A 20,168-nucleotide genomic window follows, 5' to 3' on the forward strand; every position below is an offset into this window, starting at 1 on the left:
GAGGGCCAGGTGTGGTGCAGGCCCTCTTACAAGCCGTGACGTACCGATGAACCAGAAGTGAAATAAAAACGAAATTATTTTTTATTTCATCGGTAACGAAACGCGAACTCGACACCGAACGTGCGCGGGCGCAGTCGCGTCGCGATGCCGCGGGTGTTGCGCGCATCGTCGGCACCGTCTTCGTTGCTGAGGTTTTCGCCATACACCGATGCGCTCCAGCCCTGCGCCGACTCCAACGTAATGCGCGCGTCCGCTGAAACGATGGCGTCGCCTGGCGTGCCCTGGGTCAGCGCGACCTGGCGTGCACTGTGGTGGCGAACGCCGGCACGGACCACGCCGGAAAGATCCTGCGCGACCGGGTACTGGTACTCCAGCGACGCGCCCCACGTCGTGCGCGGGGTGTTGTAGACCTGGGTTCCGCGGCGGATGCTGGTCCCTGCGACATCCGTGGTGTAGGTCGCATCGATCAGCGTCGATTCCAGTTGCATGGCCAGGCGGTCCCATGGCTGGTAGGTCAGCCCGAATTCGATGCCGCGGATCCGCGCCCCATCGGAGTTCACCAGTCCATTGAATACATCGGTGACCGGAACGCGCACCGGCACGTCCTGCCAACGGCTGTGGAACAGCGCCGCTTCCACCAGCAGGCGCCCCCCATCCATCAGCGTCTTGGCCCCCAGTTCCGTGGTGACGATCTGATCGGGACGTATCCGGGTAGGCAACGCGATCCCTGCCGCCTGCGCCAGCACGTAGGAAGTAACAGGCTGCAGCTGGCCAGAACGGAAGCCCTTCGCAGTGCTCGCATACAGCGTGGTATCCGGGACCGGCTGCCACGCTATCCCGACCCGCGGATTCCAGCTCTGGAAGCGCTCGTCCAGCACGCTCTCCGCGCCGATGCCGAGCGAGGCGCCTTCGACATGATCAGTGAAGTAACGCAGTCCGGCGTTGGCCGTCCATCCCGCCCACGGCAGCTGCAGGGTCAGCTCGCCGAACAGCGCCCCGCCGCCGTTGTCCTGCCGCGAGCTGCTGGGCCCCACGGCGCCTATCACGCTCACGTCCGACCGACGCGCCTCACGGCGATAGGCGCCTGCCGTCCAGGACAGCCTGCGCGGGGTGGTGGAGCTCCAGCGAAGTTCATGGGTACGTACCGCGATGGCAGTGTCACTGTCGTAACGCGTGCCCGGCAGGATGTCGCCGCGTTGGCGCTGCTCCAGTTCGGCAACCGCGTAGGTATAGGTGACCGATGATTCCCCGCCCTGGTAGGTGCTGACCAGGTTGGAGGTGCGCCAGTCCGCATCGCGTGCGTAATAGCTGCCCACCTCCATCGCGTCGTCCGCGGCATACCCGCCGCCAGGCGCTGCGGAGTGATACGACCAGTGCGCCGCATCGAACCGCCAGTTTTCAGAGGGTTCGAAGCGAAGCCGTGCGCGTCGGGTCGTTACCCGGTGCCGATTGATGTCGCGGCGCTCCGCCGCCACGTCGTCGACCCAGCCGGGCAGCGACTCGTCGGTCGCCACCACTCGCAGCGCAAGCTGGTCTTCGAGCAACGGGAGGTTCGCCATGGCCTTGGCGTTCCAGCCGGTCCCGCCGCCCTCGGCGGTAGACCAACCCGCCTGCGCAAGCGCAGCGAAACGGTCCAGCTCCGGCTTGTTGGTCAGGATGCGCACGGTGCCGCCCATCGAGCCTTCGCCGAACAGCGTGCCCTGTGGGCCACGCAGCACTTCGATGCGATCCAGGTCGAAGGCACGGGCATCCGGGTGCCAGGGCACGGTCACCCCGGTGAAGGGGATTTCATCGAGGTAATAACCGTTGTCGTTGCCGCCCAGCGAGCTGGAAACACCGCGAATCTGCACCTGGGTAAAGCCACCGCCGACGTCGACAGTAGAAGCCCCCGGCGCCGAATCGATGGCCTGGGCGGCATTCTGGAACCCGCCTGCGTCCAGCTGCGTGCCGCCCAGCGCGGTGATTGCCAGCGGCGCATCGATGCGCCGTTCGACACGGCGCCTGGCGGTGACTTCCACGCCCGCCAGTTCGGTTGGCGCGAGCGCGACCACCGCAGGGGATGGCTGCGCAGGCAGCGTGGCGGTCGCGGGTGCAACCGTCACCACGCCGTTGCGCTGGACGCTGAAATCAAACCCGCTGCGAGCAAGCAGGCGTGCCAATGCCTGCTCGTTGGTCAGCCGCCCACGCACCTCCGTGGTGATCGGCGCATGCCTGAGGTCGCCGATCGCAACGAACTGCATCCCGGACTGTTCCGAGAAGCTGATCAGGGCCTCCTGGAGCGACTGCGGCCGTATCAGGAAAAGCGACAGGGCCTTTGATCGATCCTCGGCGAGCACCGCCGCCGACCATCCGCCCAGGCCCATCAGCAACACGACGCGCGGCCAATACCCCGCGGCGGAAGGCGCGCGCGCCGCCGCTGGTAGGGCGAGTTTCCGGCGGAAGCGTGCGCTCAAGGTCTGATGAAAACTCCCGGAACAAGGAAGGCGGTGGGGGGCGTCGCAGGCGGCTACTGTTTCGTTCCCTGTGCGTCCCCTTCCAGAGGGGCGAGCAGGATTTCATCCGGGCCACGCACGATGGAAAGGGACAGCGCCTGGGCGACACTTTCCAGCCAGATATCCAGATCGGCGGTACTCCAGCGTCCGGTTACCGGCAACCGGGCCATCTGCGCATCGTGCAGCACGATGCGCACGCGCGAGTGCCGGTTGAGGTCCGCCACGACATTGCCCAGCGATTCACTGCGGTACACCACGTTGCCCTGCAGCCACGACAGCGACGACGGCGCGTCCACCGGCAACGGGCCCTGCAGGGGACCTCCTTCGGCCAGCGTCGCACCCTGGTCGGCCAGCAGCTGGACCACGTGGTTCTGGATGCCCTTGCCATTGCTGCGCAGGTCACTTACCTGCACATGGCCTTCGCTGACCATCACGCGCACGCTGTCGCTGCGACGGGCAACGCTGAAATGGGTGCCCAGGGCCTGCGCCAGCGCGCCGTCGGCACGTACTTCGAACGGACGGTCCGGATCCTTGGCCACGGCGAAATAGGCCTGGCCGGAGACCAGCTCGACCTGCCGACGGTGCCGGCTGAACTGGGCCACCAGCTCGCTGCCTGCATCCAGGTCGACGCTGCTGCCGTCCGGCAGCGCAAGGTGTCGCGGCGCCCCGATGCCCGCACTCATGCGCAGTTCCAGCGGCTCTCCGGCAGGCGGCTGGCGGAGCAGGCCCACGCCTATCGCAAGGGCGGCGACCCCGGCGGCGAGCGCTCCCCAGCGCAGGCCCCGCGACCGCCGCGCAGGTCGGCGCGCGGCGGCGCGCGCAGTCCCTGTCGGTTCCCCATTCAACCCAGCACTCCCTGGCGCGGTCGCCGCTTCCCCGCTTGCGCCCCGCGCGGCAAGCACGCGATCAACGCCCACCTCAGCCGCCGCGTCCCACAGCAGCTGGATGTCATCGAAGGCCTGCGCGTTCACTGCAGAGCCTTCCATCCAGGCGTTCCATGCCTCGATGTCACCCTCCTGCGGATCCGCATCGGTCAGCCGGATCAGCCAATCGGCGGCCTCCTGCAGGGCGATCTCGCGGGGGGTGGTGTTCTGGTCAATCATGTTCAGCGGTCCTGCCGTCGTCCGTGAGTTCATCGAACCGCGACTGGCACAAGGCCAACGCACGCGCGACATGTATCCGCACCATCCTGTCGGTCAGCCCCAGCCGCTCGCCGGCTTCCTTGAAGCTGCACTGCTCCATCCGCACCAGCCGGAAGGCCTCCGCGCAACGCGGCGGCAACTCGGCCAGCACGGCAGGCAGGCGCTCGATGACCCGCCGCGCGCGTGCCGACCGCTCTGGATCGACCTCCGGGTCCGGCCACAGCTCCAGCCCTTCCGGCTCGGGCAGTTCGGTGTAGGCGCGCCTGCGCAGGACGTCGGTTGCCAGGTTCTGCGCGATCTTGAACAGCAGCGCACGCTGGAAGCTGACGACCTGGTCATTGCCGAGGTTCAACAGGCGCGCATAAGCCTCCTGGGCCACGTCGCGCGCGTCTTCGTAAGAGCCCAGTCGAAGCTGCAGCAAGCGGATCAGCGTGGTGTTGAGGTTGCGCATCAGCTCCGCCGCCTGGGCGCCGGTCACCGGCCCCGCAGTCGTCGCCGGCCCGTCCTGCACGCCGGCCGGCCCACCGCCTGGGTCATCGCACGGCGGCGGGAAATCCGGTGAACGTTCGGGGATGGCGGGCTCCATAGGTACCAGGACGAACCAGAAGGGAGAAAGTGAAACGTTTTCCCCGTTCTGGTGCGCGGCGTGCGAACAGCGGGGCTTCGCCCGCAGTCTAGCTGGTTTTGCTGCGCTGCAGCATACCGAGGTCAGCGGCCCTGCACGCGCTCCGCCGGCACACCTTCCAGGGTCATCTTCACCGGAAGGATCAGGCCGTTTTCATCGAACTGCATGCGGTCGATCGCGGTGGCGCGGTGATGGCGGCTGGTCTCCCCCAGCGGACGACGGTGGTAGACGATGTACCAGTTGTCCGAGCCGGGCGCGTGGATGACCGAGTGGTGGCCGGCACTGGTGGCGATGCTGGGATCCTGCTGCAGGATCTTGCCGATGCGCTTGAACGGGCCCGTGGGCGTGTCGGCGATGGCATAGGCCACCGAATACTCCGGCTCGCCCCAGCCCCCTTCGGACCACATGTAGTAATAGCGGCCGCCGCGCTTGAACATCAGCGAGCCTTCCACATATTCCGGGGCCGGGGTGATTTCCTTGTACAGCGTGCCGTCCTCATGCGGCTGCACGCCGGTGAAATCATCCTTCAGCCGCACGATGTTGGCGTGCTTCCAGCCCCCGTAGATCATGTACCAGGCACCGTCGTCGTCCTCGAACACGAACTGGTCGATCGGCTGGGCACCATTATGGAACGTCCCGATCAGCGGCTTGCCCAGCAGGTCGCGGTAAGGACCTTCAGGCCGGTCGGCCACGGCCACGCCGATGCCGCCGGTTTCCTCGTCCGTCTTGATGTCATTGGCGGAAAAGAAGAAGTAATAGCGACCGCCCTTTTCCACCACCGCAGGCGCCCACAGCGCCTCCTTGGCCCACGGAATGCTGGCCTTGGTCAGTACGTCCGGATGCCGGGTCCAGTGCACCAGGTCAGGTGAAGAAAAGGCATCAAAATGGGTCTGTTCCGCATACGGCGCGGAGGTGGTCGGATAGATCCAGTACGTGCTGCCGAACACCGCCGCTTCCGGGTCCGCATACCATCCCGGCAGGATGGGGTTACCGGACATCGGCACCGCAGGCCTTTGTGGACCTGCCGGTGCGGCGGCTGCGCCAAGCGATACCGCGGCTGCCATCATGGCCGCCACTACTGCCTTCATCTTTGCCATACCCTGCCCTCCCGTAGCGGATGGACCGAGTTTAGATCGATTCAGGCCGAGGGGCGAGCACCCGCTCAAGGACCTGCTGTTGGTGGACCCCACCCCTTCAGGCCGGCGCCGCCGGTGCAGCATGGCGGCCTGCGGAAACCGCATGAACGTGGCCGCGTTCCGCACGCGGAAGCAGGCATCCTGCGGGCACCCTCAGTTGTAGAGCTCGTTGACCTCGGTCACCTTGCCGTCCCGGAAGATGATGTGGATGGTCTTCTGCGCCTTGTAGTACTCCCACCGCTCCCCGATGTTGCCGCTGAAGTCGGTTTCCAGCTGGATCACCCGATCCGGCCTGCCCGCCACCTGCGTCACCTTGCCCGCAGCGTCGCCGGTACTCACCAGCTTGTTGCCGAACCGTGCACTGCCGCCTGCCATCGCCGAACCTGCGACCAGGCAGAGCACCAACATCACCACTTTCCTGTTCATTCCTTGTCTCCCGGACACCTTGGACGTGCAATGCCTGCAACTGTGCCACAACGCCGGCGGCGCTGGCGTCGGCCTGCCACCCGCGTGCAGCAGGCAACATTCCCAGCACTGCCCGGCAACGATAATCTAGGCGTCCTGAATGCGTCATTCCCGGGCCTTTGCCGTGAGAACTCCTTGAACCTTCCCCCTCCCCCTGCCCCCCACGCCGAGCGCGACGCCGAGCGGGTCAAGCTGGCGCTCGCTGCCGGGGCGATCGTCGGCACCTGGTTCTGGGATGTGACACACGACAGATTGACCGTCGATGATGCCCTGGCCCATGCCTTCGGCCTGGAGCCGGCCGCCGTACAGGGCGAGCTGCGCTTGGACCAGGTGGTGTCCACCGTGCACCCCGATGACCGCGCGGGGCTGGAGCAGGCGATCGCCGCCGCCCTGCGACGTGGCGGGCGCTACTCCCATCAGTACCGCACGCGCGGCAATGATGGCCAGTATCGCTGGATAGAGGCGGTCGGCCGGGTCGACCTGGATGCCGACGGCCGCGCCGTCGGTTTTCCCGGCGTGCTGATCGACATCGACGAACGCCGGCGGCTGGAGTCCGAGCGCGACCAGGCGCAGGTCCTGCTGCGGTCCTTTGTCGAAGCAGCGCCCGGCGTGGTCTACGCGAAGGACCGCCAGGGCCGCCTGCTGATCGGCAACCGTGGCACGACCGAGCTGATCGGGCTGCCACCGGAGCGCTACATCGGACGCACCGATGCCGAGCTGCTCAGCGACCCGGTGCAGGCCGCGGCGGTGATGGCCGCCGACGAACGGGTGATGGCCAATGGCCGCAGCGAACAACTGGAAGAAGAAGTGAGCTTCCCTGACGGGCGGCGCGCCGTCTGGCTGTCGACCAAGGCTCCGCTGCGCGATGCCGACGGCAGCGTCGTCGGCCTGGTTGGAACCTCGCTGGACATCACCGACCGCAAGGCGGCGGCCGCCGAACACCAGGAGATCGAAGAGCGCTACCGGCTGGCCGCACGGGCCACCAACGATGCGATATGGGACTGGCGGATGTCCGATGGCCACGTCGTCTGGAACGAAGCGCTGTGCGCCCTGTTCGGCCACGCACTGACCGAAACCACCGCGCAGTGGTGGCTGGACAACATCCATCCGGACGATCGCCAGCGCGTGGACGACCATATCCATGCGGTGATCGCCAGTGAGACCTCGTCGTGGACCGGCGAGTACCGCTTCCGCCGTGCCGATGGCAGCTATGCGGTGGTGCTGGACCGCGGCACCGTGCTGCGCGGCGCCTCGGGCGAGCCGCATCGCATGATCGGCGCGATGCTGGACCTGACCTCGCGCAAGGCCGCCGAGGCCGCGTTGGCTGAAAGCGAGGAGCGCCTGCGTTTCGCCACCGAAGCCGGTGACATGGGCTTCTGGGACGTGGACCTGGTGCACGACGTGCTGATCTGGCCGCCGCGCACCAAGGCGATGTTCGGCATTTCGGCCCACGTGGACGTATCCCTGCAGGATTTCTACGGCGGACTGCATCCGGATGACCGCGCCGAAACCAGCGCTGCGTTCGCGGCCGCTGCCGACCCTGCCCTGCGCGCGCTCTACGACGTGGAGTACCGCACCGTGGGCAAGGAGGATGGCGTGGTGCGCTGGGTGGCGGCCAAGGGCCGGGGCCTGTTCGAAGGCGACCGCTGCGTGCGCGTGCTGGGCGTGGCCATCGAGGTCACCGCGCGCCGTCTCGCCGACGCGCGCCTCAAGGAACTGAACGAGCACCTCGAGGCCCGCGTGCTGGAGGAGGTAATGGAACGTACGCGGGCAGAAGAAGCGCTGCGCCAGAGCCAGAAGATGGAGGCCGTGGGCCAGTTGACCGGTGGCATCGCGCATGACTTCAACAACATGCTGGCCACGGTGATCGGTCCGCTGGACCTGCTGGCGGCACGCCTCGGCGACCAGGATCCACGCGCCAAGCGCTACATCGACATGGCGATGGACGGCGCCCGCCGCGCCGCGCAGCTCACCCAGCGGCTGCTGTCGTTCTCGCGCCAGCAGCCCCTGCAGCCGGTACCGGTGGATGCCAACCGCCTGGTGGCCGGCATGTCGGACCTGCTGGTGCATTCGCTGGGCAGCAGCGTACGCCTGGAAACCGTGCTGGCCGCTGACCTGTGGTCCACCTTCGCCGATGCGAACCAGCTGGAAAACGTGATCCTCAACCTTGCGGTCAACGCACGCGATGCGATGCCCGGCGGCGGCCGGCTCACGGTGGAGACGGCCAACTGTGCGCAGGAGGATGCCAGCGCCGGCAGCGTTCCGGCAGGCGACTACGTGCTGATCGCGGTGGCCGACAATGGCAGCGGCATGTCGCCGGAGGTGATGGCCAAGGCCTTCGAGCCGTTCTTCACCACCAAGAAGGTCGGCCAGGGAACCGGACTGGGGCTTTCGCAGGTGTACGGCTTCGTCAAGCAGTCCGCCGGACATGTGCGCATCGAGTCCGGGATCGGCCGGGGTACGACGGTCAAGCTCTATCTTCCGCGCCTGATGGCGGTTGTCGATCCGCTGCCTGAAACGACGTCGGACGATGCGTTCGAGGTGGTGGGTGGACAGGAGCTGGTGCTGGTGGTGGAAGACGAGCCCGGCGTGCGCCAGTTTTCCATCGATGCCCTGACCGAGCTCGGCTATCCGGTGCTTGCCGCTGACGGTGCGGCGGCGGCGCTGAAGCTGCTTGATGCGCACCCGGGCGTGGCCCTGTTGTTCACTGATGTGGTGATGCCGGAGGTCAACGGCCGCGAGTTGGCCGACGAAGCGCTGCGACGCCGGCCGGACCTGAAGGTGCTGTTCGCCACCGGCTACAGCCGCAACGCGCTGGTGCAGGACGGCATGCTGGATCCGAGCGTGCAGATGATCGGCAAGCCGTTCACCGTGGACGAGCTGGCCATGCGCGTGCGCGCAGCGCTGGGCTGACCACCGGCAGGCGCCGAGCATGGCTCGGCGCTGCCGGGAGATCGGTCAGGGGGTGATCGGTGCGGGCGGTTGCACCGGCGTCTCGGCCGGCGCGGGTGCCGTGGCCGTGTCCGGGGTGACGCGCCAGATCGTGTTGGCCAGGTCATCGGCCACGATCAACGCACCGCGCGGATCGACGGTGACGCCGACCGGGCGACCACGGGTCAGCCCATCTTCGCCGCGGAAGCCGGACACGAAGTCGATCGGCTCACCGGCCGGGCGGCCGTCACGGAACGGCACGAAGACCACCTTGTAGCCCACCGGCGGGTTGCGGTTCCAGCTGCCGTGCTCGCCGACGAACACGCCATCGGCGAACTTCGCGCCCATGGTCGGCCCGGAGAACGATACGCCCAGCGCGGCCACGTGCGAGCCCAGTGCGTAATCCGGAGCGATGGCACTGGCCACCTTCGCCGGATCCTGCGGCATCACGCGATCGTCCACGTTCTTGCCCCAGTAGCTGTAAGGCCAGCCGTAGAACGCGCCTTCCTTCACCGACGTCAGGTAATCCGGTACCAGGTTGGGACCGATCTCATCGCGCTCGTTGACCACCGCCCAGACCGTGCCGGTACCCGGCTGGATCGCCAGCGCGGTGGGATTGCGCAGGCCTGTCGCATAGGTCTTGTGGGCACCGGTCTGCGCGTCGATCTGCCATACCACCGCGCGATCCACCTCGGCGGCCATGCCACGTTCGGTGATGTTGCTGTTGGAGCCGATGCCCACGTACAGGTAGCGGCCGTCGGCACTTGCGGCCAGCGACTTGGTCCAATGATGGTTGATCGCCGAAGGCAGTTCGGTGACCGTGGTCGGTGCCGCGCTGGCCTGGGTCTGCCCATCGACATAGTCGAAACGCACCAGCGCGTCCTGGTTGGCGACATAGATCACGTTGCCGATCATCGCCAGTCCGTACGGTGCGTTGAGCTTGTCGGCGAACACGGTCTTCATCTCATACACACCATCACCGTCGGCATCACGCAGAAGGGTCAGGCGGTTGCCACTTTTCACGGCGGTGTTGCCCTTGGCCTTGATCTTGCCGGCGATGACGTCCTTCGGCTTGAGCTTGGGCGCATTGCCGCCGCGGCCTTCGGCCACCAGGATGTCACCGTTGGGCAGCACCAGGGTCTGGCGCGGAATGCCCAGCTCGGTCGCAATGGCGGAAATGCGGTAGCCGGCCGGAACCGTGGGCACGGTATCGCCCCAGGCCGTAGGTTTGGCGATGGTCATGTCCGGCATGAGGTCGCGCTTGGGCGCGGGCATGTCCGGGGTGGCGCCGTACTGGTCCATCTGCGGCGCCTTGCCACCGCAGGCGGCGAGCGCGGTGGCCAGCACCGAAACGGAGAGAACCTTGATCATCTGGCGGCTCATCGGACACCTCCCACGCGCAGGGTGGAAAGGCCGATCCAGGTGGCGACCAGTGCCAGCAGCGTGCCGATCACCGTCATCACCAGCCCACCGGGCATGACCGCCCATGCATCACGCGCATGGTGCAGCGAATTGAAGAAACCGAGCACCCAGGTGACCGCCAGGACCACCACATAGGCCAGGCCGTGACGATGACGGGCCAGGCCGATGACGCCGGCCAGCAGGGCCAGCGTGGTCATCACCATCGCGCCGACCAGCAGCCAGGCAGCGAAGTTGCTCCACTGGATTTCATGGCTGCTCCAGTAGGCGTAATCCGCCAGCAGCGTTGCCAGGAACAGCGGCAGTACGCCGCCGAGCACGGCAGCATGAACGGGGTGGATTACCCACGCTCGATGAAGGGAGGGGCTGGACACCATGGAATCTGCTCCTGGGTACGGTGGAAGGTGACCCGGATGGTGCCATCAGCCCCTGCTAGGGACTGTGATGCCCGCTGCGCCGGCTGCTTCTGCGCTGGCCGAGCGTGTCGGTCAGGTAGCTTTTCAGCTCCTCGATCTCATACGGCTTGCTCAGGAACGGCACGTCGCGGTGGGCCACCGGGACCACGCCCTTGTACACCGCCGACAGGAAGAAGAACGGGATGCCGCGTGCCTTCAGCGCATCGGCGACGGAGAACACGACGCCGTCGCGCAGCTCGACGTCGAGCACCGCCGCATCGAAGACTTCATCGTCGATGGAATGCAGTGCATCGGACAGCGAATACGCCTGTTCCACGCCATAGCCTTCGCCGTTGAGAATGGTCTGCAGCAGCGTGGAAAGTTCGATCTCGTCTTCAACGACCAGGATTCGTGGCGCCGCCGAGGGGGTAGCAGTTGTGATGGTCATGGTATCCGTGACACGTTTTCGTGGCTTCAGTGTCGCTCCCGTATTGGATCGAAAGTGTGACGGCCGAGCCCGGCCGTCTTCACGACACGTGTCGATAATGCTCGCGGATCCGCCTACTCCACCTCGGTCGGATCGTGCGCCGCCTCGTCGTGCTCGGTGCGCATCTTCTCGATATCCCGCCGCACCTTGGCGACCTGCGTCGCCGTCACGGCAGGCGCCTTGTTGCCGAAGCTGCCGCGCAGGAACGTGCCCAGTTCGGCCACGTCGGCATCGCTCAGGCGCTCGGCGAAGCCGGGCATGCCCAGGTTGGACGGCGCATGCACGGTGCTTGGCATCTCGCTTCCTTCCAGCACCAACCGCACCAGCGTGGTCGGATCCTTGGCCAGGATCGTCGAGTTTCCGGCCAGGCTGGGGAACACCCGCGGATAGCCCTCGGCATCACTGCGATGGCAGGCCGCGCAGTTGTCTACGTAGAGTTCGGCGCCACGGCTGTTGTTGACCCCCGCACGCAGTTCGCTGGCGGTCTGCGGATTGGCCACAAAGGAAGATGGGTCCTGCTGGGTGGCAGGCAGGCTCTTGAGGTACGCCGCGATCGCGCCGAGGTCGGCATCGGTCAGGTGCTGGGTACTGTGCTGGACCACGTCGGCCATCGGCCTGCCGACGACCGCATGGCGCTCGCTGCGCCCGGTCTTCAGCACGTCGATGATGTCCTGCCGGCTCCAGTTGCCGAGTCCGTCGGCCTTGTTGCCACGCAGGTTGACCGCCAGCCAGCCATCGATCACCTGGCCGCCGGCGAGGTACTCGGCGCCGGACTCGTCCATCGCCTTCTCCTGCAGGGTGAGCGCGCGTGGTGTGTGGCAACTGCCGCAGTGGCCAGGGCCCTGCACCAGATACGCGCCGCGGGCGATTTCCTCGTCGGGGTAACTGCCCTGCATTTTTCCTGCCTGCGCAGGATCCGGGCCGAACTGCTTGCGCCAGATCGCCAGCGGCCACCGCATCGACAACGGCCAGCGGATGCCGGCTGGGCGATTCTCCGCCTGCGCAGGTGCCACGCCGTGCATGAAGTAGGTGTACATCGCCTCGATGTCCGCATCGGTCAGGCGCACGTAGGACGGATACGGCATCGCCGGATACAGGGTGTCGCCGTGCGGGGTGATGCCATGGCGTACCGCGCGGTCGAAGTCATCCAGGCTGTACTCGCCGATGCCGGTTTTCCGGTCGGGCGTGATGTTGGTGCTGTAGATGGTGCCGATCGGCGAAGCGATCGGCAGGCCACCGGCGAACGCGGCACCGCCTGGGGTCGAATGGCAGGCCACGCAGTCGCTGGCGGTGGCCACGTAGCGCCCGCGTTCAATCATCGCCGCACGCTCCATGCCCCCCGACGCGGTGACCGGACGGGTTTCGGTGGGCAGCCTGGCGTAGACGAACAACGCCAACAGCACCAGCAGGGCGAGCGCCAGCAGGGTCAGCAGGATCTTCTTCATGCCCGCGCCCTCATGCCTGGACCAGCGGGCCGGGATCGGCCAGGTACTTGTCGCGGATCGCCTTGGCCGCCCAGTAGGCCAGCGCGCCGACCATGCCGGTCGGGTTGTAGCCGTTGTTCTGCGGGAACGCGTTGGCACCGATGGCGAACACGTTCGGCACGTCCCAGGACTGCAGGTAACGGTTCAACGCGGAGTCTGCCGGTGTATGGCCCATGATCGCGCCGCCGCAGGTGTGGGTGCTCTGGTATTTGGTGATGTCGTAGTGGCTGCCGTCCTTCTTCGCATCACCGGATACCGCAATTGGATTGAGGATCCGGCTCATCTGCAGCGCTTTGTCGACCAGGAACTGCGAGGCCTTGATCTCGTTGTCGTGCCAATCGAAGGTCATGCGCAGCAGTGGACGCCCGAACGCATCGCGGTAGGTGGGATCCAGGCTGAGGTAATGCTGCCGGTAGGACATGCACGCGCCCTGCACTTCGTAATAGAACGAATGGCGGAACGAATCCACCGCGGCCTGCTTCCACTTGCTGCCCCACGAGGGCGTGCCGGGCGGTACGTTGATGCCGCGCACCGGGCCCGCGCCGGGTTGCCGCGCCCAGACCAGGCCGCCGCCAACGAAGCCGGCCTTGCCGTTGTCCAGCTGGTTGCCGTTGAGGTCGTCCATGGTGGCGCCGGCACCGCCGATGCCGATGAAGCCATTGGCCTGCACGCTCTTGTCAAAGAACAGCACCACCCGGTTGAGGTTCTGGTAGGAGTAATTCTTGCCAACGGTGCCCAGCCCGGTCTGCGGGTCATATGGCGTGCCGATGCCGGACACCAGCATCAGGTGGACGTTGATATAGGAGAACGCACACAGCAGCACCAGGTCGGCTGGCTGTTCGATCTCGCGGCCGGTTGCATCCAGGTAGGTCACCCCGGTGGCCTTCTTGCCGGTGCTGTCCAGGTTGACCTTCAGCACCTGCGCATGGGTGCGCAGTTCGAAGGTGTCGCGCTGCCGCAGCACCGGCAGGATGCAGGCGTTGGGACTGGCCTTGGAATAGTTCAGGCAGCCGTAGTCGCTGCAGAACCCGCAGGCGTTGCAGGGGCCCATCTGGCAGCCATACGGGTTGGTGTAGGCGCGCGAGGTGTTGGACGCGGGAATGGGATACGGATGCCAGCCCATGCCCTCGGCCGCCTTGTAGAACATTTCCGCGCCCAGGTAGTCCGGGTTGGGCGGCAATGCGAACTCGCGGCTGCGCGAGCCTTCGAACGGATTGCCGCCCGGCTGCAGCACGCCATTGATGATGCCCGCCTTGCCGGACGTGCCGCAGACATATTCGAAGTGGTCGAAGTGCGGCTCCAGGTCTTCGTAGCTGACCGGGAAATCCTGGATGGTCATGTCGTCGGGAATGAAGCCGCGGCCGTAGCGCTGTTCCATGTTGCTGCGCAGGCGGAAGTCTTCCGGCAGCGCGCGGAAATGGCAGCCGGACCAGTGGCTGCCGGCCCCGCCGACGCCGGTACCGGGCTTGAACGAGCCCATCTGCCGGTAGGGCACGGCGGTATCGGCGGCCTTGTGGCGGATGGTCAACGTATCCTGGGCCAGGCTCTGCAGGTAACGCCGGTGCACCGACCCTTCCAGCTCGTCCACCACGTTGGGATAAGCAAAATCAGGCTGCGTATCGCGGTCGCCGCCGCGTTCCAGCGCCACCACGTGCAGCCCGGCATCGGTGAGCTCCTTGGCCATGATCGCCCCGGTCCAGCCCATGCCCACGATCAGGACATCCACTTTCGGTTTGCTGATCGCCACGCTCAGCCCCTCCGTCCGGACAGATCGACCGGACCCAGCGGATAGGGCTTGTCACGCACGCTGATCCAGTCGATGTAGTCGGCGCGCATGCCCGGGTAACCGATCATCTTCCACGCGCCCATGTCCTTGTTGCCGCCATATTTGGGATCGGCGAAGTAGCCGTTCTTGACCTCGTTGAGCAGGTTGCTGAAGAACACCTTGTCGCTGATCTCCTCCAGCCCGAGCTTGCCATCCTGGGCCTGGGTGAGCAGCTGTTCCTGCTGCTCCACCGTCAGTGCGGCGAAGCCCTTGCCGTCGAACGCCCTGCGGCAATGCGCGTCCATCGCCGCGATGCCGACCTTCAGGATGTCCCTCAGCGCCAGCCGGCCCTGGTAGCCGAATTCGGACGGCGCCTCCAGGAACGGCCCCTGCATGTACCAGATCGCACCGCTGGCGTACGGGGTCTGCATGTGGCGGTCGAGGAATTCCGGCACCCCCGATTCCACTGCCCCGGGGCCGATGTCATCGGCCGGGATCAGGCGATCACACGCGGCCACCACGAACGCCCACTCCGCTGCGCTGAAGAAAGCCGGTTGGTAGGGCGCGCTGTCCTGCGCCGGCGATGCGCCGGCCGACGCTCCCTTCGGCGCTTCCTTGCAGGCGGGCAGCGCGGCGACTACCGGAACCAGGGTCAAGGCCTGGAAAAAGCGTCGCCGTGACGGCGAAGCGCTCGCTTCGTTGTTTTCGTTGGACATCGCTGGCTCCGGTGCGATCTGGCTGGCGTGTAGTGCAGTGCGTGCTGCAGTGTGTCACGCGTATTGCGACCACTATGTGCAGCTGGCCCTGCGCAATTAACCGGGATATGGTGAAAACTGTTTTCGCCGTAGCCGAATATCTGCCTGCCATGAATGATTTCGCCGAGATGAGGGCCTTCGTCGCCGTAGCGCGCGCGGGCAGCCTCACCGCCGCCGCGCGCACCCTGGGCATGGCCACGTCGATGGTCAGCGAACGCCTGCGCCAGCTGGAGGCGCGGCTCGGGGTCAAGCTGCTGGTGCGGAGCACCCGGCGGCAGTCGCTCACCCCCGCCGGCGAAGCCTATCTGCGGCGCAGCGAGGAAATCCTGCAATTGCTGGAACAGGCCGCGTTGGAGGCCCACGCGGATCGGGACGATCAGGCCGGCACGCTGCGCGTGGCCTGCCCGGTGCCACTCGGCAGGCACATCGTGGGGCCGCTGTCGGCCCGTTTCATGGCCCGGCACCCGGAGGTTCGCATCGACCTGCAGATGTCACGGGCGGCGGTGGACCTGATCGGGGACTCGATCGACGTGGCGATCCGCGGTGGCATCGCACCGCATCCCAGCTTCATCTCGCGGCCACTGTTCAGCAGCCAGCGGATACTGGTGGCCAGCCCTGTCTACCTGCAGCGCCATGGCACGCCGATGCGCGTGGACGCGCTGGCCACGCACCATTGCATCGACAACGGCAGCAGGAACAGCGAAGCGCCGCTATGGACGATCGGATCGGGGACGCAACGGCAGCGCGTGGCCCTCAACGCTGTCGCACGGTCCAACGACCCGGACACCCTGCTGGATTGGGCGGTGGCCGGTCTGGGCGTGATGCAGCGCTCGCGCTGGGAAGTGGCCGCCCTGTTGCGTACGGGGCGCCTGGTGGAAGTGCTGCCGGAAACCGCAGGCGAACCGCGGATGTTCTCGGAGACCCACCTGGTCAAGTCGATGTATTCGCGGCGGATCGCCTTGTTCGTGGACTTCCTGCATGCCGAGCTGCCCGCCAGCGTGCAGGCCTACGAGCAAGCCGATGCGGCCAGGCTCATGCCGCAGCCGCTACCTGCCCGGGAGCCTGCGGCGTGACCGGCGCGGTGGCCGTGGCCGTGCCGGCGGTGAAGAAACCGGCCAGTTCGCTGTTGGACACCGCCTGGCTGGCGGAACAGCCCGGACAGGTCAGCACGCGGGCGCCGGTGACCGTGGCCATGCCGTGGCCGTCGCGCGCAGAGAACACGTGGTTGCATCCCAGGCAGCAGGCATCGATGCGGTACAGGTGCACGATGCGCAGCGACGTCGGTTCCTGCAGGCAGGACACATCACGAATGTCGAACGACCCGGTGTTGGGCCGCACGAAGCTGCCCCAGCTCTTGCGCCAATAGGAAGTGGGGATCATGCGGGAGGTCTGCCGGGACGGGGGTGCACTGATCATAGGCAGGCGCGCGTGGAGCCCAGGTGGACGCTGCGGTTGACGAGGCGTGAAGCACAGGATCACGGTGCTCGCACGCCGCAGGCGCCACCCTGTCGCCATCCACGAAAGAAACCAGGGGCAAGGCAGTGCGAGCGTTCAACATCGCGACGTTGATCATGGTGCTGTTTGGTGCCATCTGCCTGGGACTGCAGGGGCAGTTCCAGGTCGATCTGATCGGGCTGGCCTGCGGTGCGGACAGCATGTGGCCGCGCGCGATCTACGCCCTGATCGGCCTGTCCGGCCTGTGGCAGGCGATCTGGCTGGCCACCCACAAACCCACCGCGCAGATCGTCTGACACGCGGTTGCGGAAAGGGCGGCCAGCGCCGCCCTCCCCTCCTTCACTTCCACACCTTCAGGTGCGCCGTTCGAACACGGTCACGCTGCGCGGTGGCGCCAGGAAATCACTTGCCCCCTTCGGCACCGATTCGCGGTCCAGCGCTTCATCGGTGGACAGCATCAGCTTCCAGTGCAGCGGCATGTCCTCGTCATCGGGCAGGTTGAAGCTCACCCCTTCGTGCCACGCGTTTATGAGGATCAGCAAGGTCGCATCGGTGGCGTGCTCGCGCACACCGGACTGCTGGGCCTTGCCTTCCAGTACCAGGCCCACCGCACGTGCGCCGCCGTCATGCCAGTCGGCGTCCGCCATTTCCGCGCCGCTGGGATTGAGCCAGGACAGGTCCTTGACCCCGGCCTCCTCGCTGTACTGGCCATTGAGGAAGCGGCCACGGGTCAGGATGGGATAGCGGCGGCGCAATGCGGTGAGCTCGCGCACGAAGTCGGCCAGCCGGCCGTCGCTGGGGTCGCGCTGCCAGTCGATCCAGGCCGTTTCGTTGTCCTGGCAGTAGGTGTTGTTGTTGCCACCCTGGGTCTGTGCCCGCTCATCGCCGGCCAGCAGCATCGGCGTGCCCTGGGCCAGCAGCAGCGTGGCCAGCAGGTTCTTCATCTGCCGCTCGCGCAGCGCCTTGATGTCCGCATCGTCGGTCTCGCCTTCGGCGCCGTAGTTGCACGACCCATCGTGGTTGGACCCGTCCTGGTTGTCCTCGCCGTTGGCACTGTTGTGCTTTTCGTTGTAGCTGACCAGGTCATGCAGGGTGAAGCCATCATGGGCGGTGATGAAGTTCACCGACGACCACGGGCGGCGGCCGCGGCGATCGAACAGGTCGGCCGAGCCGGTGAAGCGGGTGGCGAACTCGGCCAGCGTGCCTTCGTCGCCCTTCCAGAAGCTGCGCGCGTTGTCACGGAACTTGTCATTCCATTCGGCCCAGCCCGGCGGGAAGCGGCCCACCTGGTAACCACCCGGGCCGCAATCCCAGGGCTCGGCGATCAGCTTCACCTGTGACAGCAGCGGATCCTGCCCGCAGGCATCGAGGAAACTGCCGCGCTGGTCGAAACCGCTCGGTTCGCGCCCCAGGATCGTCGCCAGGTCGAAGCGGAAGCCATCGACATGCATCTCCTGCGCCCAGTAACGCAGCGAATCGGTGACGAAGCGCATCGCCTGCATGTTGCTGAGGTTGAAGGTGTTGCCGGTGCCGGTATCGTTGATGTAGTAGCGCTTGTCGTCGGCGAGCCGGTAGTAGGTGGCATTGTCGATGCCCTTGAAGGACAGCGTCGGGCCCAGCTGGTTGCCCTCGGCGGTGTGGTTGTAGACCACGTCCAGCACCACTTCCAGCCCCTTGCGGTGCATGGCCTTGACCATGTCACGGAACTCGTCGCGGTGGCCGCTGGCCAGGTAGCGGCTCTTCAGCGCGAAGAACGCCAGCGTGTTGTAGCCCCAGTAGTTGCGCAGTCCTTTTTCCAGCAGGTGGCTGTCATCCAGGTAGGCCTGCACCGGCAGCAGCTCCACCGCGGTGACGCCCAGCCCTTTGATGTAGTCCAGCACGGCATCATGGGCGAGCCCGGCGCAGGTGCCGCGCACGGCTTCGGCCACCTCCGGATGGCGCATGGTGTAGCCGCGCACGTGTGTTTCGTACACCAGTGTCCTGTTCCAGGCGGTCAACAGATGCTGGTCGTCCTCCCAGTCGTAGTCGTCGTGCACCACCACGGCCTTGGGCATGAACGGGGCGCTGTCGCGCTCGTCGAAGCTGAGGTCCGCGTCGGGATGGCCGATGGTGTAGCCGTACAGCTCGTCGCTCCAGGTGAGATCGCCCTCGATTTCGCGCGCATACGGGTCCAACAGCAGCTTGTGGTGGTTGAAGCGATGGCCCTCGGCGGGTGCGTACGGGCCATGGACCCGGTAGCCGTAGCGCTGTCCCGGCTTCACATCCGGCAGGTAGCCGTGCCAGACCTCGTTGGTGTATTCGGGCAGTTCGATCCGCTGCTCGTTGCCGGCTTCATCGAACAGGCAGAGATCGACGCGGGTAGCGTGGGCGCTGAACAGCGCGAAATTGGTGCCCTTGCCATCAAAGGTGGCGCCCTGGGGGAACGGACGGCCCTCACGAACGCGCGAGGGGGTGGCATAACGGGCGTGTACGGTATCGCGCATGGGCTGCTCGCTGGGCAGGCGGCGGGAGTGCGGCCTGGGACAGGCAAGACTCTGCTGCCGGGCGTGCAGGCTGCGTCATCGCCTTTCTACGGTGCTCCTCACGTCGCATCATTGCCAAGGCACCGGGTCGACATACGGCCGCGACCCCAGCCATTGCTGCAGGAACGCGGTGACTTCGCGGATCTTGCGCGAACGCAACCGGCTCTGCGGTGACAGCAGCTGGATCTGCGCCTGTTCGGCCATCGCCGAGGCCGACCACTCCGGCAACAGCGCAACCAGTTCACGGCGTTGCAGGCTGCCGGGGTCCAGCAGCCAGGTGGGAAACAGCACGATACCCCTGCCCTTCAGCGCCGCTGCCAGCAGCACTTCGGCGTTGTTGCTGCGCAGCGGGCCACTGACGTTGATCGTCTCCACGCGCCCCTCACCGGCGCGTTGGAAGTACCAGCGCTGTGCGCCCATCTGGCCTTTGTAGACCAGGCAGCGGTGCTGCAGCAGGTCGGCAGGGGCGGACGGCACGCCATGCTGCTGCAGGTAGCCGGGGCTGGCCAGCAGGCGCTGCGTGTTGCCGGGGACCGCATGGCCGATCAAGCCCGAATCCACCGGCACGCCGATCCGGATGATGATGTCGGCGGCCTCCTGCACCGGGTCGATGAACGCATCGGTGAGGGTCAGCTCCACGCTCAACCCGGGGTGCAGGTCCTGCAGCGCATGCACCGCGTCGGCCACGTGCAGGCGGCCGAACGCCTCCGGTGCATTGATGCGTACCAGCCCGCGGATCTCGCCGCTGCTGCCGCCGATCTCCTCCGCCGCCTGGTCCAGCAGTTCGATCGCCTCGCGCGCCTGGGCCAGGAAACGCTCGCCTTCTTCGGTCAGGCTGACCGCGCGCGTACTGCGATACAGGAGCTGGCGTCCGAGGTCCTTTTCCAGCGCCGCCACATGACGCGACACCGATGACGCCGGCACCTGGTAGTGACGCGCCGTGGCCAGGAAGCTGCCGCTGCTGGCCACCATCAGGAAGTAACGCAGGGCGTTGAGTTGCACGCATGCCTCGATTGCGATTATCGCAATAATGAATTGCCGTTATGGCGGATTGTAGCTCCCTCGGCACCTGTCTACGATGACCGCCATTCTCCC

Annotated in this window: 18 protein-coding genes; 4 read left to right on the forward strand and 14 right to left on the reverse strand. The window is 66.5% G+C overall.

Annotated elements, in window-relative coordinates:
• Positions 1 to 86: 86 nt before the first annotated feature.
• From ABB28_RS05280 to ABB28_RS05295, 4 genes are all read right to left on the reverse strand, one after another.
• Entirely contained in the window at positions 87 to 2,363 is a 2,277-nt protein-coding gene (locus tag ABB28_RS05280; RefSeq protein ID WP_057507633.1) for a TonB-dependent receptor, read from the reverse strand.
• Positions 2,364 to 2,506: 143 nt separating this feature from the next.
• Positions 2,507 to 3,595 (reverse strand): FecR family protein, encoded by a 1,089-nt coding sequence (locus ABB28_RS05285; protein ID WP_057507634.1) that lies wholly within the window; start codon positions 3,593 to 3,595, stop codon positions 2,507 to 2,509.
• Positions 3,588 to 4,220 carry an RNA polymerase sigma factor gene (locus tag ABB28_RS05290; RefSeq protein WP_057507635.1) on the reverse strand — a complete coding sequence of 211 codons (633 nt, stop codon included), beginning with the start codon at positions 4,218 to 4,220 and terminating at the stop codon, positions 3,588 to 3,590. Before ABB28_RS05290 ends, ABB28_RS05285 begins: the two co-directional genes overlap by 8 nt.
• A gap of 122 nt (positions 4,221 to 4,342) precedes the next feature.
• Positions 4,343 to 5,257, reverse strand: a complete 915-nt coding sequence (locus ABB28_RS05295; RefSeq protein ID WP_245625287.1) for a glycoside hydrolase family 43 protein — start codon at positions 5,255 to 5,257, stop codon at positions 4,343 to 4,345.
• Positions 5,258 to 5,324: 67 nt separating this feature from the next.
• On the opposite strand from ABB28_RS05295, the gene ABB28_RS18525 reads away from it, so the two are divergent.
• The gene (locus tag ABB28_RS18525; protein WP_083491949.1) at positions 5,325 to 5,558 is read left to right on the forward strand and encodes a CGNR zinc finger domain-containing protein; all 234 of its coding nucleotides are present in this window, start codon (positions 5,325 to 5,327) and stop codon (positions 5,556 to 5,558) included.
• On the opposite strand, the gene ABB28_RS05300 is transcribed toward ABB28_RS18525, so the two are convergent.
• The gene (locus tag ABB28_RS05300; RefSeq protein WP_148049403.1) at positions 5,549 to 5,821 is read right to left on the reverse strand and encodes a hypothetical protein; all 273 of its coding nucleotides are present in this window, start codon (positions 5,819 to 5,821) and stop codon (positions 5,549 to 5,551) included. The two genes, ABB28_RS18525 and ABB28_RS05300, sit on opposite strands and share 10 nt — an antisense overlap.
• Before the next feature lie 174 nt (positions 5,822 to 5,995).
• Here ABB28_RS05300 and ABB28_RS05305 point away from each other — a divergent pair, with 174 nt between their 5' ends.
• Positions 5,996 to 8,773 (forward strand): PAS domain-containing protein, encoded by a 2,778-nt coding sequence (locus ABB28_RS05305; protein ID WP_245625288.1) that lies wholly within the window; start codon positions 5,996 to 5,998, stop codon positions 8,771 to 8,773.
• 45 nt (positions 8,774 to 8,818) lie between these two features.
• Here ABB28_RS05305 and ABB28_RS05310 read toward each other — a convergent pair whose 3' ends face one another.
• The 6 genes from ABB28_RS05310 to ABB28_RS05335 all read right to left on the reverse strand — a co-directional run bounded on the left by ABB28_RS05310 (position 8,819) and on the right by ABB28_RS05335 (position 15,057).
• The gene (locus tag ABB28_RS05310) at positions 8,819 to 10,174 is read right to left on the reverse strand and encodes a PQQ-dependent sugar dehydrogenase (protein ID WP_057507638.1); all 1,356 of its coding nucleotides are present in this window, start codon (positions 10,172 to 10,174) and stop codon (positions 8,819 to 8,821) included.
• Positions 10,171 to 10,587, reverse strand: a complete 417-nt coding sequence (locus tag ABB28_RS05315; RefSeq protein WP_057507639.1) for a DUF2231 domain-containing protein — start codon at positions 10,585 to 10,587, stop codon at positions 10,171 to 10,173. The genes ABB28_RS05310 and ABB28_RS05315 overlap by 4 nt, the downstream gene beginning before the upstream one ends.
• 55 nt (positions 10,588 to 10,642) lie before the next feature.
• Positions 10,643 to 11,053 (reverse strand): response regulator, encoded by a 411-nt coding sequence (locus tag ABB28_RS05320; protein ID WP_083491943.1) that lies wholly within the window; start codon positions 11,051 to 11,053, stop codon positions 10,643 to 10,645.
• A 113-nt stretch (positions 11,054 to 11,166) separates the two neighbouring features.
• The gene (locus ABB28_RS05325; RefSeq protein WP_057507640.1) at positions 11,167 to 12,537 is read right to left on the reverse strand and encodes a cytochrome c; all 1,371 of its coding nucleotides are present in this window, start codon (positions 12,535 to 12,537) and stop codon (positions 11,167 to 11,169) included.
• A 10-nt stretch (positions 12,538 to 12,547) separates the two neighbouring features.
• Positions 12,548 to 14,323, reverse strand: coding sequence for a GMC family oxidoreductase (locus ABB28_RS05330; RefSeq protein WP_057507641.1), 1,776 nt, complete (start codon positions 14,321 to 14,323; stop codon positions 12,548 to 12,550).
• Positions 14,324 to 14,325: 2 nt separating this feature from the next.
• Positions 14,326 to 15,057, reverse strand: a complete 732-nt coding sequence (locus ABB28_RS05335) for a gluconate 2-dehydrogenase subunit 3 family protein (RefSeq protein WP_057507642.1) — start codon at positions 15,055 to 15,057, stop codon at positions 14,326 to 14,328.
• Between the two features lie 149 nt (positions 15,058 to 15,206).
• Between ABB28_RS05335 and ABB28_RS05340 the strand changes: the two genes are divergently transcribed.
• Positions 15,207 to 16,169: a LysR family transcriptional regulator gene (locus tag ABB28_RS05340; RefSeq protein ID WP_161809857.1), complete on the forward strand. Its 963-nt coding sequence runs from the start codon at positions 15,207 to 15,209 to the stop codon at positions 16,167 to 16,169.
• Here ABB28_RS05340 and ABB28_RS05345 read toward each other — a convergent pair.
• A complete protein-coding gene (locus tag ABB28_RS05345; protein ID WP_057507644.1) occupies positions 16,129 to 16,476 on the reverse strand; it encodes a hypothetical protein in 348 nt (115 codons plus the stop codon). The two genes, ABB28_RS05340 and ABB28_RS05345, sit on opposite strands and share 41 nt — an antisense overlap.
• A 161-nt stretch (positions 16,477 to 16,637) precedes the next feature.
• On the opposite strand from ABB28_RS05345, the gene ABB28_RS05350 reads away from it, so the two are divergent.
• Positions 16,638 to 16,847 (forward strand): DUF378 domain-containing protein, encoded by a 210-nt coding sequence (locus ABB28_RS05350; protein WP_211260367.1) that lies wholly within the window; start codon positions 16,638 to 16,640, stop codon positions 16,845 to 16,847.
• A gap of 57 nt (positions 16,848 to 16,904) precedes the next feature.
• Here the strand turns inward: ABB28_RS05350 and glgX are convergent, their stop codons facing one another.
• On the reverse strand, positions 16,905 to 19,034 hold the full coding sequence (gene glgX, locus ABB28_RS05355; RefSeq protein WP_057507645.1) for a glycogen debranching protein GlgX: 2,130 nt from the start codon (positions 19,032 to 19,034) through the stop codon (positions 16,905 to 16,907).
• A gap of 108 nt (positions 19,035 to 19,142) precedes the next feature.
• Positions 19,143 to 20,075, reverse strand: coding sequence for a LysR family transcriptional regulator (locus ABB28_RS05360; RefSeq protein WP_057507646.1), 933 nt, complete (start codon positions 20,073 to 20,075; stop codon positions 19,143 to 19,145).
• Positions 20,076 to 20,168: the final 93 nt, after the last annotated feature.

Origin of the sequence: Stenotrophomonas chelatiphaga, from assembly GCF_001431535.1 — a bacterium.
GTDB classification, from domain to species: domain Bacteria; phylum Pseudomonadota; class Gammaproteobacteria; order Xanthomonadales; family Xanthomonadaceae; genus Stenotrophomonas; species Stenotrophomonas chelatiphaga.